Below are 18,096 nucleotides of genomic sequence, written 5' to 3'. Positions count from 1 at the left end.
TTTAAGGTGCTGTTATTTAAAGTACGGCTATTTAAACTGCAGCGGGGTGATGACATCAATTATGTATTAAGCGACTGACGACTGCTATGCAAATAACAGCAGCTTTTAACACGTAATAATTGTCTTTAAAAACCAGTAGCAATATTAGAAAATATAAATTGTTACACTACATTAACATTGTGTCAGTATAGTGAAATAGTGAGTTAATAGGCACAGTTACCCACAGTATGCACTTTATTTAGTATCTCATTAACGCAATGATTTACGGATTGAATTAACCTTATTAGACATACCGATTTGATTTTTAAGATGGCTTGTTTCTAGCTTATAGCCTTTTATTGTGTGCAACACCTTTAAGGTGTTATTGGTTTCATTAATTACAATTATTAGTAGGTTGTTTAACGTGAATGGTTTAAAATTTAACAGCTCATTGATGTAATAAAAATTAATGAAAACAAAACTTATGCGTCAATAAAACGCTATGTAGTGCGTGCTACACTAGATTGCTAAATCGTTATAGACCTATAAAAATCTTCTAATGCATTAAAGTAACTATTTTAAAGTAACTATTTTAAAGTAACGGTATTAGAAAACCACTTTGCTTAGAGTGATACTAGTCATTAAACATTGCCATTAAGTTGTATCTTGTCATAACTCACCTGTTTAACCGTTTTAACCATTAGCGCGTCTTAGCCAATCAAGCTTTAAGGAATTTTCATGCGTACACTAACCAGCACTGATGCTAATTTTGATAAACAACTCATCGAATTATTGGCGTTTGAAACGGTCAATGACAAACAGCTACTAAGCACCGTAGATGACATCATTAATCAAGTTCGGAAAACGGGCGATGAGGCTGTATTGTCTTTGACGCAGAAGTTTGACGCCCATCCAGCAAAAAGTATGCAAGACTTGATAGTAACTGCAGATGAGCTTAAAAATGCTTTTAACACCTTAGAGTCTGATATTAAAACAGCGCTTGAAACGGCAGCTAAGCGCATTAAAGATTTTCATAAACGTCAAGTACAACAGACGTGGGATTATACCGACGAGCTTGGTAATCGTTTGGGTCAAAAGGTGACGCCATTAGATCGGGTAGGCATCTATGTACCTGGAGGTTTGGCCTCCTATCCTTCATCGGTATTAATGAATGCCATACCCGCAAAGGTAGCAGGTGTTGGCGAGGTAATTATGGTAGTGCCAGCGCCAAAGGGCGAGCTGAACCCCTTAGTATTGGCAGCGGCGCATTTATCAGATGTTGATAAAGTATTTACCATAGGCGGCGCGCAAGCAGTGGCAGCATTAGCCTATGGTACTGACACCATTGCACAGGTTGATAAAATCACTGGACCTGGGAATAAGTATGTGGCGGCCGCTAAGCGTGCTGTGTTTGGTCAGGTCGGTATTGACATGATTGCTGGCCCCTCTGAGGTGTTGGTGTATGCTGAAGGGGAAGCAAATGATAATGCGGACTGGCTAGCGATGGATTTATTGTCGCAAGCGGAGCATGATACTGTGGCGCAGGCCATCTTTGTGACCACAAGCCAAGCTCAGTTAGAGGCAGTGGCGCAGGCTATCGAAAAAGCTTTAGAACAATTGCCCAAAGCTGACATCGCTCGTGAAGCCTTACAAAATCGCGGCGCTCTAATCTTAGTAAAGGATCGGGCACAAGGAATAGAGGTCATCAATCGTATTGCCCCAGAGCATTTAGAATTGTCGCTTGATAATCCTAATGAGCTGATTAACGATATCCGCCACGCAGGGGCGATTTTTATGGGACGCCACACCCCTGAAGCCATTGGTGACTACTGTGCAGGTCCTAATCATGTCCTGCCAACCTCAGGGACTGCCCGCTTTTCTTCACCCTTAGGTGTCTATGATTTCCAGAAAAAATCGTCTTTGATTTACTGCACACCTGAAGGTGCAAGACCTTTAGCGCAAGTGGCTGATACCTTGGCTATGCAAGAGAATTTAGAAGCGCATGCGCGTTCGGCACGTTTTCGCAGCGCGTAGCCGTTTCTCACAAAACGTGTAGCACTTAATTGTAAAAGCTATTTTAAATGAACTACTCAAACATTATATATTCAATATCCAATCATGCTCATAACATAAAACTTTACTTATAAAATGATGAAACAAAATTATGGAATTTAAACCCGATACTCGATTATGGTCAAATAAAACACGCCATTTAACCCCCTATGTCCCAGGGGAACAGCCAAAACATGACAATTTATGCAAGCTTAATACCAACGAAAATCCTTTTCCACCTTCTCCAAAAGTAGCGGAAGCCGTTGGTCACGTATTAGCCAATCAAGCAGATTTACTTCGGTTTTATCCCGATCCAGAATCAGAGGATTTAAAACAGGCGCTGGCGGAACTTTATGACTTAAATGCCAACCAGGTATTTGTCGGTAATGGCTCTGATGAAGTGTTGGCTTTGGTGTTTGCCAGTTTCTTTTTAAAGGAGCGTCCTTTATTAGCGCCAGATATTAGCTACAGCTTTTATCCAGTTTATGCTGAAGCCTTTGAGGTCGAGCTGATCAAAATCCCGTTACGTGACGATTTTACGATTAAAGCCGATGATTATCGTCAGCCGTGTTCAGGTATTATCATCGCCAATCCGAATGCTCCGACCGGCATTTTGATGCCCTTAGATGCCATCAGTAAGTTGGTCGGCGAGCATCCGAATGCGGTGATTGTGATTGATGAGGCTTATATTGACTTTGCGGACAGTGAACAGGGTAACGTATCTGCCGTTAGCTTAATTAATGAGTACGATAATCTTTTAGTCACTCAAACCTTTTCAAAGTCACGCTCTTTAGCGGGTCTGCGAGTGGGCATGGCATTTGGTGATCCATCGCTTATCGAAGCTTTAAATCGTATGAAAAACAGCTTTAACAGCTATCCGCTAGATCGATTGGCGCAGGTAGGAGCATTGGCTAGTGTACAGGATAAGGCGTACTTTGAAGATGTTCGTCAACAGGTTATTTCTTTACGCCAGCAATTGACTCAAGCCTTAACGGCTTTAGAATTTGAGGTGTTGCCGTCGCAAGCCAACTTCATATTTGCCCGTCCAAAGCTAGGTAATGCTAGCGACATTGCCTTAGCCCTTCGTGAGCAAGGAGTGGTTGTTCGTTATTTCGATAAGCCTAGAATCGATGAATACTTGCGTATTACCGTTGGTACCGCTGAGCAAAATCAGCGCTTAATTGAGGCTTTAAAAGAGCTGTTGAGCGAATAAGGCGTCGTGATAATCTGAGTGTTATCAATACGTCTTTATCTCGTAATATACATTGATCTTATCAAATCACTTTAAGCCCTTTCTTTATATAAGCCCTTCTTTTATAAAAGGAAGGGCTCTTTTTTTGAAGTAAAAGGGTATACGGATATGCCCTAACTCTCATTATTTAAAATACGCAGTAAATTACCCACCTTATCATGGCACTCTTGATATTCGGCCTGACACTCTGAACCGACAGTGATACCGCCACCCGCCCATAAATTTACCTCACCATATTGGTTTGCTTGAAGGGTGCGAATCAGGACATTCCATTGACCTGTCCCATCAAAATTTAGATATCCCATGGTACCGCAGTATGCACCTCGTGGACCGGATTCAAGCTCACTGATAATTTCAACTGCCCGTTTTTTTGGGGCGCCAGTAATTGATCCGGCAGGTAAACTGTCAAATAACACGGTAAGCGGATGGTGTGTTTTATTAATAATGGCGGTAATCGAGCTGACCATATGATGGACATTACTAAAGCTCTCAATTTCAAACAGCTTCGGAACCTGTACACTGCCTATTTCAGCATATTTGCCCAAGTCATTGCGCAGTAAGTCGACTATCATCACATTTTCTGCTTTGTCTTTAGCACTGTTGGCCAGTTGACACTTTAACTGCATATCTTGTTCAGCGGTCTGGCCGCGAGGTTGCGTTCCTTTGATGGGCTTGGTGAGTATCTGCTGTTTGCCATCTTCAGTTCTATTGAACTGAACAAAAAGCTCAGGTGAGCAGCTGAGTAGCTCAAAAGAGTGCCGTTTTGACTGATCATGAGCGCTGCCATAAGACGGATTAATCGCTAAATAGCCCGCAAACGGAGCCTGGGTTTGCTCATGTAGAGCAGTCAGATAATTAACCAGTTTGATACGGTGCGACATTGATTCAATAGGGTCAGTCTGATTTTGACCGTCAGACATTATTGTTAATTTAGTCGCAGAAGGGTTGTCAACACATGAGCGTTGACCTAGTCGACCTTGCCATTTTTGAGTCAGATTAATTTGGTAGCTGTCGCCTTGATACAAATAATTTTGGGTTTGGGCAAATGCACGTTGATAGTCATCAAATCGCCAGACGTGATGTAAGGATAATGCTGGCGTAGGCAGGTTAACCATTTTATTGCTATTACCATACTCATAACCACTATCATGGCTTTGTAAAGGATTGTCATCGGTTTGCGATGCTAAGGAGGCTAAACTATCCTCAAAGCGTTGCAAATACTGCAAAACAAACTCTATCACGGCCATGTCAGTTTCAGGCTGAACATGAAGTTGCCAGCCTAACGTTGTATGGTGGGTCAGATATATATCATAATGAGCCATAAAGGCGCAGGGCTGATCAGCGACCTCAATATTCGAATGAGGACTAAGCGCCTTTGCACTCAGATCATAGCCGATAAAGCCCACCAAACCGTGCTGATAGCATTGGTTTGATTTTTCTAAAGGTTTTTTGGGCTTAGGGTTGGGTTGATTATTAGTTGGGTAATGTGGTGGGGTGCTAGTATTGGCTTCATTTTTTGTATGATTAATTGTTGTAGAATTTAGTGTTTGATTAAGGTTTAACGCTACAGTTTTGGGTAAATCCTGCGCACCTCCCTTTTGATAAGAAGAATGATCATGATGCAAATTGGCATAGTCAATCAGCTCATCGATCCATTCGCTATAGGACGTTAAATAAGTGCTACTTGTGAATAAATCAGCGCTTTGGCTGAGACAGTTAGGGTTATCGTTTTTTGGAAGTTTACGGGTAGATTTTAAGATCTTAATAGTAAGACTGTGATGGCCATCCTGATTATGATTGTACTCAGGACGCTGTTTTTGTCCATCGCACTGCTTTGATGCAGATTGCTTTGGTTCACAAGAGTGTTGTTTAACCACCGTCCACGATGTTTTAGGTAATAGCCCAATGACCGCTTCACCTTCATTATTAAGCCAACATAACTGCCAAAGTTCGGAGTTGTCAAAATCAGTATTGCTAAAACCAGTCCTGTCAAAAAAGGTCACTAAACGAGGCACAAGGTGGTGCGCCGGCATATTATCAAATGAAAAGGTACGATAAATCATAAACACTCAATGTGATTAAAATAGTACAACTATAGAAACAGGGCAATGTCTAAAAAAGGATTTGTATTACTTAACATTCTTTAAAACATGGAATTATTTTACATTGAACCAAAGCCTGATAACACTGTTTAAACTGATATTGTGTGAAGGATTACATAAGATAGAGTAAATAGCGTCAAAAACTAGTGCCCTATCTTTAAATGAGTTACGGTATTTATCTTATTGAGTCTATTATCGTAACTTTATAATTGGGTCTATTATCTTAATTATATAATTTTACTGAGACGGGGAAGCTTTTATTCTTATTTAAAGGAATAAATCGACACTAGTATCTAAACAAGATAAACAATTGAATTACTTTAACTTTCAAAACTTTTAAACTTTATATCACTTAATTTATTGAGGAAATATTGTATGAGTAACAAAAAATCTAATTCAAAGTCTAACAGTAAGGTTATTAATGGTATAGATACGGTCGGCCATATTGCCCGTAATAATCTTGAGCGTTTCGGGTCGTTGCTTGATGGTATCAATGCCAAGTCAGGTAAAGCCAATCACTTTAAAGCGGTCGACTTATCTAACTTTGAGACAGGCAATGCGAATAATTTACTAAGTCAACAAACCTTAAAGACATCTCAACAACTTATGGGTGGTCGTTTTTCAACCTATGGTAAGTTTGCAAAAAAGGTGTTACCAGACAGCATGGTGCAAAAGGCAACGGATAGTGTCTTTTCACAAGTTGCCAAATTGGCGGCAACGTGGAGTCAAATTGACTTACCCAGCGAGCATCGCTTAGAAGGTATTCAAGAGCTAAATGATCAACAGCGTAATGCTTTGGCACGTGATATTGCCAATCAAAACCGCGCTTTGGCGACAATGGGCGGTGTTAGTGGGCTTGCAGGATTGCCCGGTATGTTAGCCGACACTTTTTGGTTATTATTAGTATCGTTACGCTCTGTCTATCAGTTAGCGTCTGTCTATGATAAGCCGCTCACTGGTAAGCAAGGCGTTAAAATGGCCTATGCCGTATTGTCTCATGCTGACTTAAGCAAAATGCAAGAAAAACAAACCGTTCTAACGGCGTTAGGTATTGCTAAAGGACTTGCGAGTAATGTTGACAATGCCACTGTGCGTGACGAAATTACCAAAGGCCTCGGTAATGTCAGTACCAGTGTTAAGTTTTATGCCGAGCAAGTCGACAAGTTGGCTGAGCAGTTTGACTTAGATATCAATAACGTTAACTTAGGATGGCTTACCAAACTGTTGCCAATCGCATCAGTGGCAACAACAGTACATTACAACAGCCATCTTATTGATCAAGTTATTGGCGTGGCTCAAGCCACCTTTGGTCCTGAACCTATCCCTGCTAAAGAAGCCCTTGTCGATAAAAGCGATTCTGATAAGACCGACTCTGATCAGTCAAATAAGTCGTCATCTGAGCAGTCTAAAGATAGCGCTGCGTATGAGGATAAAGACTCAGCACATTCATCAGCTAACCAAAAGTCTGAATCTGAATCTGAATCAAAGTCTGATCATCAGTCAGACAATAAAGACACTCAGAAGGATTCTGGTAAAGCGTCTAAAAACGACTCTAAGACGGATACAAAATCTGATTCAACCAAAGACAGCAGCGCTAATAATAAATAAGCAGTTATCACAATATAAGCACAACTGATTAGCACAATGGCTATAGTTTTTAAGCTATAGTCATTGTTTGTTTTTAGCTATTTATAACTAAGTTTGTTTTTGATATTAGAGTATCAGTAAAAGCAGTTAGATATCAGTAAAAGCGGTTAGATATAGTAGCCGAGTGTGAGATAGCGAAGTTGGTTGCGGTTATTTAGCGACTATTTAACTTGCAAGTAGCTTTGTAAGTCTGTAAAATTACCGCCTTAACTTCCCACTGGGGAAGGCTAGAGATGCAAATGATTGGTGTTTTGTGCTGGAATACGCCAGTGACACGATGGCTAATCATACAAATGCGCTAGTGCCTCAGTTACGTACAGCTAATACAGCTCAGCTGTATATCGGACAAAGAGAGAAATCAAAATGCGTAAAGATATCCATCCAGAGTACCAAGAAGTATTATTCCACGACACCAATGCTGACGTGTACTTCTTAACCCGTTCTACTGCAAAAACCAAAGCTACTCGTGAATACGAAGGCAAAGAATACCCTTACTACCCACTAGATATCTCAAGTGCGTCACATCCTTTTTACACAGGCGAGCAACGCAAAACGTCTAACGAAGGTCGTGTGGCAAGCTTCAACAAACGCTTTGGCGCGTTTGGTGGCCGTAGTAAAGGCAAGAAAACTGACGCTGAATAATGGCGTATATTCATTCTGAATAATAGCTCATTTTAGGGTTATTTATTTAGAAAGGGTATTGCATAGCATCAAAAAAATTGCACAGCATAAAAAAGCCACCGTTTATCGCGGTGGTTTTTTTATGGAGCTACTCTCGCTTTGCGCTACTATCTGCTTGAGCACGCATAGCGGAATGCTAAAGGATGCCGTGTCTCCTGCTTCGCGAGCCACTGCATCCTAAGCCTCCGCAATTTGCGCGCTCAAGCAGTATATCCGCTGCAATCGAGGCTAAACCGCTCTATCCTAAAACGCTTAGCACTCGTCATATAGATAGTCTAAAGTGATACAAGCTTATTAAATCCTAGCCATGTTTTAACTGACGAGGGCGGAAGCCTGACGCCAGTAATACAACGCCATATACCACAGCACCGACCGCACAGATAAGCAATAGGGCAAATACTCGGTGCCAATGTGAGGCGTTCGTAGGGAAGTATGGCAGCATCATATATAGACAGCCGACCATCACGATACTGGCAAACAAGAACTGAAAAAATAGTTTTTTCCAGTGTGGTCCAAACCGAAACAAATTGCGCTTATGCAACAGGTAGTACAATAAACCCGCATTCACAAAGGATGCGCCGGTAGTGGCCAACGCCAGTCCACCATGAAGAGGCAGTTTTAAGTAGTAGAAGAGACCGACAAATATTAAGCTAAATATCATATTGGCAACGACTGTAATAATACCAATTTTGACCGGTGTCTTGGTATCTTGACGCGCGAAGAAGGCAGGTGCAAAGATTTTAATGAGCATAAAGCCTAATATACCACCTGACATACAACGTAGCGCAAAACCACTCATACTCGCATCGTCTAGTAAAAACTCACCACGCATAAATAAAGTCTGCATCAATACATCGGATAACACAAACAGCGCAAAAGTAGCTGGCAACCCAACGACAAGAATAAGACGGGAGGCCCAGTCTAGAGTCTTACGAAAGCTGACATCATCTTTATTGGCTTCGCTGGTCGATAAACTCGGTAATATTACCGTACCAATAGCGACACCGATGAGGCCTAATGGCAATTCGGTAAGGCGTTCTGCCGCGTATAGCCAAGAAACAGAGCCGGTTATCATTAATGAGGCGAGTACAGTATTGAGTAACAAGTTAATTTGGGTAACTGATACGCCAAAGATTGCAGGTAGCATAAGCTTCAAGATACGACGAACCCCTTCATGCTGCAAATCTATTTTGGGTCCGACTAACAATTTTTGCTGATACAACTGTGGTAACTGAATAAAGAACTGTAGCAGACCCGCTATGGCAACCGCATAACCTAGCGCCATGATGGGTTTGTCAAACATCGGTGCGAATATCAAAGCTCCCGCAATCATACTTAGATTTAGTAATACGGGCGCAACGGCAGGTGCGGCAAAATGACCATAGCTTTGGAGTACACTGCCGGCAAACGCGGTCATTGAAATAAATAGCAGGTAAGGGAAGGTTAAACGCAGTAGGTCACTGGCGGTTTGAAACTTTTCAGGGTCGTCAGAAAATCCTGGGGCAAATAGAGTGATGACCCAAGGTGAGGCTATCATCACCACGACGGTCAACATACTGAGCACTAAAAGCAGTGCCCCCGAGGTACGGCTTATCAGTATTTGAACCTCTTGTAAGGTAAAGCGTTCTTTATATTCAGATAATACGGGAACAAAGGCTTGACTAAACGCCCCTTCTGCAAATAATCGACGTAAAAAGTTGGGAATTTTAAAAGCGACTAAAAACGCATCCATCAGACCGCCCGCCCCGAAGACACCCATCAATACGATATCACGTACTAAGCCCAAAATACGTGAAAGCATGGTCATGGAGCTAACAATCATAGTCGAGCGAAACAGTTTACTTTTTGCCATGTCGTCGTAACGCCTATTATTTAAAAGGTCATAAAATTTGCGCAGATTATATCATTATCTTTGGGTAAGAATGATACGCTCATATGGAACTCACGTGAATTAAATGCAGGCTCTCTCATTGAACCTTTATATTTAAGATGGAAGCCTTAACATAAAAGCTTTAACATCATGAGATGACTTCGCTGACCATACGGCGTATTTTAACCCAATCAAAATGCTCACCGGGATCTGTCTTACGGCCTGGTGCAATGTCACTATGACCTGTTAAGTGACGTCGAGTTTTAGGATAGGCTTGATAAAGGGCAGCAATGACGGTTGCTAAAGTCTGGTACTGTTTTTCAGTAAAGGGTTTAAAGTCTGAGCCTTCAAGCTCAATCCCAATACTATAGTCATTACATTCAGGCTGAGCTAAGTAGCTTGAGCGACCCGCATGCCAGGCCCTATCTTCAAAATTAACAAATTGCGTGACTTGTCCATTACGCTCAATAAATAAATGGGTTGATACCTCTATGCCTTCGATACTTTTGAAATAAGGATGTGCATCCCAATCTAGGGTGTTGGTAAATAGCGCCTTGACATAGTGCTGACCATTAGCGTCTGTTTGCTCAAATTGATCTGGTGGCAAACTGATATTGTGAATGACAATCGCACTAATATCAGTGTTGTCTGGACGCTGATTATAATTTGGCGACGGCAACCACTCGGCTGAAATCAGACGGCCAGACTTTATCTCTAACGCAGAGCTCTTAAAAGGTGTCTGATGGATAGGCGACTTGTTAATATTAAATTTTGAAAGAGGATTCTTCATAGGTATACTGTTAATTAACCGGTTTTGTTGATGAGGTTATAAGAGGTTAGATGTATATTATCTACTATATTAGCGGTATTAAAAATCTAAATGATATCTAACGGTAGGCTCGTTTTTTATGTCAGATAACAGGGTTTCAAATAAGTGTCATAGTATCATTATCTAATGTCTATAAAATAGTTTGTAAGCTAATTTCATGCGTCTTTAAGAGTTAAAAAAGTTATTGTTGTCAGTTCTATAAAATATGCTCATAAATGAATAATAAACCACCAAATAAATAAGAGCCGACTCTACTATACATAAGGTGAATCATGTTTAAGACTAGATATGTGTTATCCACGCCTCTACAGCTAGATAATGAGGTAGGTCTGAAAAAAAAAGCGGCATATTTAATGGTCTTTGGTGCGATGGCTTGTTGGACACCCTATACGCATGCAGCTGCGCAAAGTCAGTCCCAAATCGAGCCGACGCTTAGCAATAGTGTCATCAATACTGGCATAAATAGTGACACACCCACAATAGCTGATACGGCAGATATTGAAATCACTAGTATGGGTCATACTCAAGCCACTCAGCTTGCGAAGCGACTGATACAACTGGCTAATAACAAAAAGCTTGCGACTCACCCCACATGGTTGCGACTACATTATTATAATGAAACACCATTAAAGATGCTCAATCGTTCAGCAAGCCATCAATCATCAGACTATTATTCAAATTATGCTAGTAAGGTTGAGAAACCAGACTTTTTCATCAGTAAAAACGGTAAAAATAATCCTCAAACAGAATTGGAAGCGTTTATTACCAAGCTAGTGGAAGAGGGGATTGCAAAGCAAACAGCTAACAATGAGAGTGTGGCGTGTCGTTTTCCAGCCCGTACGCACTGGGTAAGCGCTGAGCTTGGAATGCAACAGCCTTCAATAAGTTGTCCTAAACTTAATGCATGGATGCAAAAAATAGACCCCCAGCGCTTCTCCATTGTATTTGCTGAAGAGTATCCGGACAGACCTGTCTCAGCTTTTGGTCACACTTTATTATTGATAGATTCGACCGCCAGTTTAAAAGATCCTACCGCTGTCGATAAAGCCTATTCACTCAACGATACGGTAGGGGGCGATCCTAACGACCCCTTTATGGTTTATGCAGCGAAGTCCATTTCTGGACGTTATCCAAATGAAATTACCATTGAACCTTATACCGCAACTCTTAAAGAGTACTTGCAACAGGATAATCGAGATGTTTGGACCTATGCACTCGATCTAAGTCATGCCGAAGTACAACAAATCATGCGTCATGTTTGGGAGACCAAAGATCTTAAATTGCCTTACTACTTTACGTTAGATAATTGCGCATCTGAGATTCTGCGGTATATCGATGTCGTTCGCCCAGAAGGTAACTTATTGGATCAGTTCAAGGTGGCAGTAGTGCCAAAAGATGTTATCCAATTGCTCAATCGACAAGGCCTTATCATACAACAAAGCTACTTGCCCTCTGATAAAACGCTTGCACAAGCCAAGCTTAATTATCCTAAAAAACAACAGCAACAGCAGACTCATTCTAAATCTTACTCTTACCCTGAGCAAAATCCCCAATTAAATGAATTAAGCCAATTGCCTTCTAGCAGTCTTGCTGATACTCAAAAGTTGGTTATCACCAACCTAACCCCTGCGGACAACAATGCCCTTGATGTGCATGCCCGCCAACAAGTTATGGTGGGAGTAGGCTCACAAGATAATACGGGCTATCTAAGCTTGGCATATCGGGGCGGCTTTAATGGGCCATTGGATCGTCCTAGTGGTTATCCACAAAACTTTCATCTAGAAACAGGGGCGGTCGAACTAAGAGCTTATAAAGAGTCAGATAAAGTAAAAGGCAACCATGACCGATTAGATCTGCAAGCGTTGACAATATTGCGTGGCCGCTCATTTAATCCCATTAATACTGCACGAAACGGTGATTCGCTATTATCCAGTTGGGGGGTTAATTTACAAGCGACACAAGTTAAAGATGGCGCACAAATGGATGTCAATGATCATAAGACTCAAGGCGACAGTCATTTAGTGGGAAGTTTTGGCTATGAAAAGGGCCTATCCGTTGCATTCGGCACCCCTAAAGCCGGTACTGGTGAGTTACCGCCACATCTATGTTATGCCCTAGGGACAGGGACAGCGCAAGTGGGTAAAAGCTTGAGTAAAGGATATCGGGTGGGCGCCGGAGTCAACCTAGGGTGTCATTACCAATTAGGTGATAGAGCACGTGTTATTAGTGAGGTGCAGTTGCCCTATTGGTACCATGGTAGCTCAAGTGTTAATCATGTCAAAAGTGGATACTGGCAACCGATCTTAAGCCTAGGTGCTCAGTATGATATCGATAAAAACCAAGCTATTAGGTTGCAAGGTAGCTATGAGCTACAGAATAGCATTGACGGTCGTGATGACATACAGTTGGCGTATATTAAACACTTTTAATACTGCGATAGTATTTAAGGACTGGTAATAGTATTTAAGGACTGGTAATAGTATTTAAGGACTGAGAATAGTATTTAAGGACTGAGAATAGTATTTAAGGACTGAGAATAGTATTTAAGGACTGAGAATAGTATTTAAGGACTGAGAATAGTATTTAAGGATTGAGAATAGATGCTAACAATACTCATCCCATCGTTATAGGTTATAGATAGGTATAGCAGTTAGGATGATTTATCATTCGATATAAACAGAGTGTTATTGAAGTCATGTCATATTTAAGATAAAAATAGTCAACTGTAGGGTGTGAATACAGCTTCTAAGTATTAATTAGATAATATACATAGTATTATGAAGTAACTTAAATGGATTTTAAACTATGACAGGCTCGAATTTACCAAATAACCATCAGGTATCTCACAATATATGTGCGCACACCCTTTCAGAACCACTCACGTTAGATAATATGCTAGCGGGTATCAGCCAGCTGTCGATTACCGGAGTTATTGAGACGACGACGATGGTAGAAGCCATGCATCGTGAAATTGCACTCCGGCCCTTCAGATTGTTTAATGATAAATATAGCCGTCTGTGGCGCATGGGCATTAGTGGGCGGGTCTATAGCGTTGTACGGAGTATTACCACGCTGGTTGGACACAGTTTGACCTTAGGTATGTCTCAATACGGACAGCTTATGCGGTATAGACAGCCACAACCTCTGCCAAACTATATGACAACCGCCGTCCATATACTCAATGGCGTATTAGGCGATCATTTAGTGACCCAAGGTAATCCCTTAGCGCTCCCTATGCGCTTTTATGATAGGGACGGCAAGCCTTATTGTCTATGCTCGGCTAAGTCAAAGTCTATATCACCATCTAAGTGGCAACAGTCAAATACTAGACAGTCGGCAAAAGTCTCCATTAATATGACTGACCAATCGTCGGATCAAGTTATCGGTCAAAACTCTGACTCAGTGTCACAACCGCTTACTGGTCCAGTGGTTATCATTATGCATGGCTTGTGTATGAGTTACTTAAATTGGCAGCCCACCAGTGAAGAGGGGTTAGGCCACTATATACTAAAAAGCTATGCTGATACTAACCAGCCAACACCTACTTTGCTATACCTAGACTACAATACAGGGCAACGCATTTCTACCAATGGACGACAGCTTTCCGAGATATTACAACGTTTAATTATGCATAACCCAGATATCACCACCATAGATTTGGTCGGGCATAGTATGGGTGGGCTGATTTCACGAAGTGCTTTATTTTATGGTAATGAGCAAAACCATGACTGGGTACATCATATTAATAAGTTGATTGCCATAGGAACGCCGCATCACGGTGCCGCTTTAGAGCGGATTGGGAATATGGTTCAGCAAACCATCGGTAAATTACCTTTTGCCAGTGCACTATCAAAGCTTGGAGATATTCGAAGTTCCGGCATTCTTGATCTGCGTCATGGCAGTGTCAGAGATGAGGATTGGCAGTCATTAACCACCCGTAGTGTGTTATCAGATGATGAGCGTTATTTTACGCCTTTACCAGATCACATTTCTGCTTACTTTTTAGCGGGTACTTTGACTGACGCGGATGATGACTCAGCAGTGGGATACTTGCTGGGCGATGGTTTGGTCAATATTGCCTCAGCGCTAGGTGAGCATACGACCGATGAGTATACGTTAGACGTACCGGATGAGCACAAAGCCATATTGTACGAAGTCAGTCACTTGGCATTGCTTTCAGACAAACGGGTCCACAAGCAAGTGGCTCAGTGGTTAATGACTTAGAAGTGATTAACAGCTTCAAATTAAGTCGGAATCTATAAAAGTTAGAACGTGTATAAGGAATAAAAATGTCACAACCCAATATGCTGATCATTGGTCAAGGTGCGATAGGTTTACCCGTGACCAATCAGCTTGCTACCCAAGGTATTAAGGTAACGGGATTGGCAAGAGGCAAGCGCGATGAGTATCAGTTGCACCCTAATGCTGGCTTTATACAATCGGATGCGTTAACACTGACGGCTGAGTCCATGAGTGAGTTCACCCATATCGCTATTATTGTAACGCCAAATCACTATCAAGCAGAGGATTACAAAAATACCTATTTGAGTATCGCTGAACGACTGACGTCACAAGCTGATAAGTTGCCGAATCTTGAAAGAGTCGTCTTTATCTCATCTACTGGTGTCTATGGACAGGACGAAGGCCAATGGATCGATGAAACAACAGAGCCTATGATTCCTAAGCGTGAAGCGTCACGTTATATATTGAAAGCAGAACATGTGCTGCAAGCGGGTTTTGGCACGCGAGCAGTCATTATTCGTCCAAGTGGTATCTATGGACCAAATCGATTGATGCGGGTTCGTAAAGCACAAGAAAATGACAAGCCCATCATGTCCCAAAATACTTGGACAAATCGTATTATGGACAGTGACTTGGTCAATATTATTGTTCAAGTTTTGACGTTAAAGGACTCTCAGCAGGTAAAGCCAATGTATTTGGCTACCGACTATGCACCAGTAACGTCGTATGAACTAACCTATTGGCTAGCTGATAAGCTTAGCAGTAGTCTACCTGATTCTGAAAACAGCACTTTAAGTGGAAAACGCTTACACAGTAATATTCCCCGTGACTGGTTACAATATCCAGATTGGAAAATAGGCTATAATTATATTTTACAGTCGCAGTGAGTCTTTCTTTTAAAATCAAACAGACTAGCGACAAAGATTAAAAGGTAGTTAATTAAAGGCTATGACTACAGGTCAAAAAACATAGGTCACGTCTAGTTACTAAAATAAGCGGTTCTGATAGAATAAACCGTTTAAAATACTGGTATGTTAAGCTTAACGGGAGGGCGTATGTCATCAATGGATAATTCTCAAGACGATGCGCAAAATAGCTCGTCACAACAGAACACGCCTAACAACACTCATTCGATAAAAGGTGCCAAGCTGTCTGAGAACCAGCTGTCTCAAAAACAGTTATCACAGAAACAGCAATCTCCGAACCAAATGCATCAAAACCAACAGAGCCACAATCTTCAGTCTCCAAGCAAGTCGCAATCTATGAGCCAAGAAGACAGTGCTATCCAAGCTTTACAAAAAGCCCTGCTTGCAAGTCAAGTGAATCATGCGGGTATCACACATCCCAATATTCAACCCAACAATCAGGCCTTAGATCCGGATCGTCCTTTAACGGACATTCCAGTGCCCGCCCCTCGATATCATCACTCTTTACAAAGTATTTTATCCAGTCAGGCAGCGACAGAGTTTCCATCAGGTCAATCTCAAGGTCAGTCGCTTGAAACGGCCTCTATGTGGGATTTAATTGCCTCTCCAGAGATGGCCTCTCACTTAGAGTTATTACAACTGGGGGGATTAATAAATCTTCCAAGCCGTTTATTTGAGCCTGTATCAGTCGTTGATTCCAAAGATAATCTCAAACTGCTAGCGCCATTAACTCAAATGACGCTACTAGATATCTCGGATATTCAACAGGTCTGTCAAAAATACCCAAACCTAACCCGCTATGGCTTTAAAACTGAGACTAAGATGGTTACTACGACGGATGACGAGACGGATAATCAGTATGCTGGATTAAAGCAACCCTCAACTGCCGAATTTGGCAATGGGGTTTATCAGTCGCAAAGCCATAAAACAAATGAAGGTGGCAATAGTGCTATTTCTGAGTTGGCAAGGGTGATGCCAGAGATGATCAACGATATATTTGCCCCCAACTGGGAGCTTGTATTATATCCAGAGCGCTTTGATAATGGGGTCGATAGCTTGACCACCGATATCTTGGCATGTAGTGTGGCAGTTCATATACTCAAACAGTGTCAACGTAGACAATCTATCAATCGGCGTATGACTGCTCAGCAAATTTGTCAATATATGCGTAGCTATGTCTTAAGCCAATTTAATAGTCATCCACAGTTTGAGAAGCAATATCGCCAAATTAGATTGTTCGCTGGACATGTGATAGTCGCTGCTGCATATTTAGGGTTTGATATCGTCCATGCCACTCAGCACTCGATTAGTTCAACTACTAATTCTAAAGGCAAGACGAGTGAGAACTTAGGCCAACCGGTTTATATCAATGTCTCTTCTCGTTCTGCCTTGTTCTGTCGTTACCCGAATATCAGTAGTTATTATATTAATGGCTGGTCATAAAGGGTTATAGAATTATAAGGGGCTATAAAAGCAGCAAAGCCAGTTGAAAGTGGCTATAATATGCCTCGACTGACACTTCCCTAAGTGACTGGTTTTTAACTTATAGTTTTCTAAGTGAACGGTTTTCTAAGTGAACAGTTTTTAACTTATAATTTTCTTAGTAACAGGTTTTCAAGTAAAAATCTTCTAAGTGACCAGTTTTTAAACCAAAGGTCTCTAAGAGTTTTAGTGCTTTTTTTGTTTTTATAGGATTTTTAATGGTAGCATCTTCATACACTCATGATTTTAGTCGCAGTCGTTTTATTCAACTTGCTCTTTCAAATGAAGTTTTGAAATTTGGGGAATATGTTCTTAAATCTGGTCGAATAAGTCCTTATTTTTTTAATGCAGGCTTATTGGCAACAGGTGAAATGCTGTCATTACTTGCCGATGGGTATGCTGAGGTGTTGGCAGATCAGGTAAAGCAGTCCGGTAATAATGAGTTGGTCATTTTTGGCGCCGCCTATAAAGGCATTCCGTTTGTGGCAGCGACAGCGCAAGCTCTTTGGAACAATCATGGTATCAACGCCCATTGGGGTTATAACCGCAAAGAAGTTAAAGACCATGGTGAGGGCGGAAATCTTGTCGGTGCCGATGTCAGCGGTCAAGCCGTTTGGGTGTTAGATGATGTCATCACAGCGGGTACGGCTATGCGTGAGGTTATTGAACTGCTTCAGACCGCGGGAGCAAGTGTGGCAGGTATCCTTGTCGCCTTAGATCGTAAGGAAAAAGGACAAAATGAGCAGTCTGCCATTCAAGAGCTGGCACAGAGCCTATCTGTTCCCGTAAAGGCGTTAGTAGATATTGACGATATTATCGACTATGTTGCCAAAAACGGCGATGCAACCCAGTTAGCAAAAATGCGTCATTACCGTGAGCAGTATGGGGTGGAGTAGCTCTTTTTAATTTATAAACTATAAAGCTATTAATTTTGAAGCTATAAATTCAAGGCTATACATTCAAAACTTTAACGTCTGAAGTTATAAATATCTTCTTTTCGACACGATAAATCACCACTTTTTAGACCGCGATAA

At 41.5% G+C, this 18,096-nt stretch carries 12 protein-coding genes; 9 read left to right on the top strand and 3 right to left on the bottom strand.

Annotated features, from left to right (window positions below; all coding sequences use genetic code 11):
- The first annotated feature begins 717 nt into the window (after positions 1-717).
- Complete coding sequence (gene hisD, locus AC21OG_RS02120) at positions 718-2,013, top strand: histidinol dehydrogenase (RefSeq protein ID WP_487377380.1); 1,296 nt, start codon at positions 718-720, stop codon at positions 2,011-2,013.
- A gap of 130 nt (positions 2,014-2,143) precedes the next feature.
- Positions 2,144-3,244 (top strand): histidinol-phosphate transaminase, encoded by a 1,101-nt coding sequence (gene hisC / locus AC21OG_RS02115; protein WP_487377381.1) that lies wholly within the window; start codon positions 2,144-2,146, stop codon positions 3,242-3,244.
- Between the two features lie 152 nt (positions 3,245-3,396).
- Here hisC and AC21OG_RS02110 read toward each other — a convergent pair whose 3' ends face one another.
- A complete protein-coding gene (locus AC21OG_RS02110) occupies positions 3,397-5,346 on the bottom strand; it encodes an anthranilate synthase component I family protein (RefSeq protein ID WP_487377383.1) in 1,950 nt (649 codons plus the stop codon).
- Between the two features lie 414 nt (positions 5,347-5,760).
- On the opposite strand from AC21OG_RS02110, the gene AC21OG_RS02105 reads away from it, so the two are divergent.
- Both AC21OG_RS02105 and AC21OG_RS02100 read left to right on the top strand, forming a co-directional pair.
- Positions 5,761-6,993 (top strand): EcsC family protein, encoded by a 1,233-nt coding sequence (locus AC21OG_RS02105; RefSeq protein ID WP_487377384.1) that lies wholly within the window; start codon positions 5,761-5,763, stop codon positions 6,991-6,993.
- A 402-nt stretch (positions 6,994-7,395) separates the two neighbouring features.
- Positions 7,396-7,674, top strand: a complete 279-nt coding sequence (locus AC21OG_RS02100; protein WP_486545882.1) for a type B 50S ribosomal protein L31 — start codon at positions 7,396-7,398, stop codon at positions 7,672-7,674.
- A 340-nt stretch (positions 7,675-8,014) separates the two neighbouring features.
- Here the strand turns inward: AC21OG_RS02100 and murJ are convergent, their stop codons facing one another.
- Both murJ and ampD read right to left on the bottom strand, forming a co-directional pair.
- The gene (gene murJ / locus AC21OG_RS02095) at positions 8,015-9,565 is read right to left on the bottom strand and encodes a murein biosynthesis integral membrane protein MurJ (protein WP_487377385.1); all 1,551 of its coding nucleotides are present in this window, start codon (positions 9,563-9,565) and stop codon (positions 8,015-8,017) included.
- Between the two features lie 166 nt (positions 9,566-9,731).
- Entirely contained in the window at positions 9,732-10,373 is a 642-nt protein-coding gene (gene ampD, locus AC21OG_RS02090) for a 1,6-anhydro-N-acetylmuramyl-L-alanine amidase AmpD (protein ID WP_487377387.1), read from the bottom strand.
- A gap of 311 nt (positions 10,374-10,684) precedes the next feature.
- On the opposite strand from ampD, the gene AC21OG_RS02085 reads away from it, so the two are divergent.
- From AC21OG_RS02085 to pyrE, 5 genes are all read left to right on the top strand, one after another.
- The gene (locus tag AC21OG_RS02085; protein ID WP_487377389.1) at positions 10,685-12,841 is read left to right on the top strand and encodes an Lnb N-terminal periplasmic domain-containing protein; all 2,157 of its coding nucleotides are present in this window, start codon (positions 10,685-10,687) and stop codon (positions 12,839-12,841) included.
- A 376-nt stretch (positions 12,842-13,217) separates the two neighbouring features.
- On the top strand, positions 13,218-14,636 hold the full coding sequence (locus AC21OG_RS02080) for a PGAP1-like alpha/beta domain-containing protein (protein ID WP_487377391.1): 1,419 nt from the start codon (positions 13,218-13,220) through the stop codon (positions 14,634-14,636).
- Between the two features lie 65 nt (positions 14,637-14,701).
- The gene (locus AC21OG_RS02075; RefSeq protein ID WP_487377393.1) at positions 14,702-15,541 is read left to right on the top strand and encodes an SDR family oxidoreductase; all 840 of its coding nucleotides are present in this window, start codon (positions 14,702-14,704) and stop codon (positions 15,539-15,541) included.
- 168 nt (positions 15,542-15,709) lie between these two features.
- Positions 15,710-17,023: a hypothetical protein gene (locus AC21OG_RS02070; RefSeq protein ID WP_487377394.1), complete on the top strand. Its 1,314-nt coding sequence runs from the start codon at positions 15,710-15,712 to the stop codon at positions 17,021-17,023.
- A 257-nt stretch (positions 17,024-17,280) separates the two neighbouring features.
- Positions 17,281-17,958, top strand: a complete 678-nt coding sequence (pyrE, locus tag AC21OG_RS02065; RefSeq protein ID WP_487377395.1) for an orotate phosphoribosyltransferase — start codon at positions 17,281-17,283, stop codon at positions 17,956-17,958.
- Positions 17,959-18,096 lie beyond the last annotated feature (138 nt).

Source organism: Psychrobacter sp. CX5 (assembly GCF_057621535.2).
This window is presented reverse-complemented; position numbering and strand designations above follow the sequence as displayed.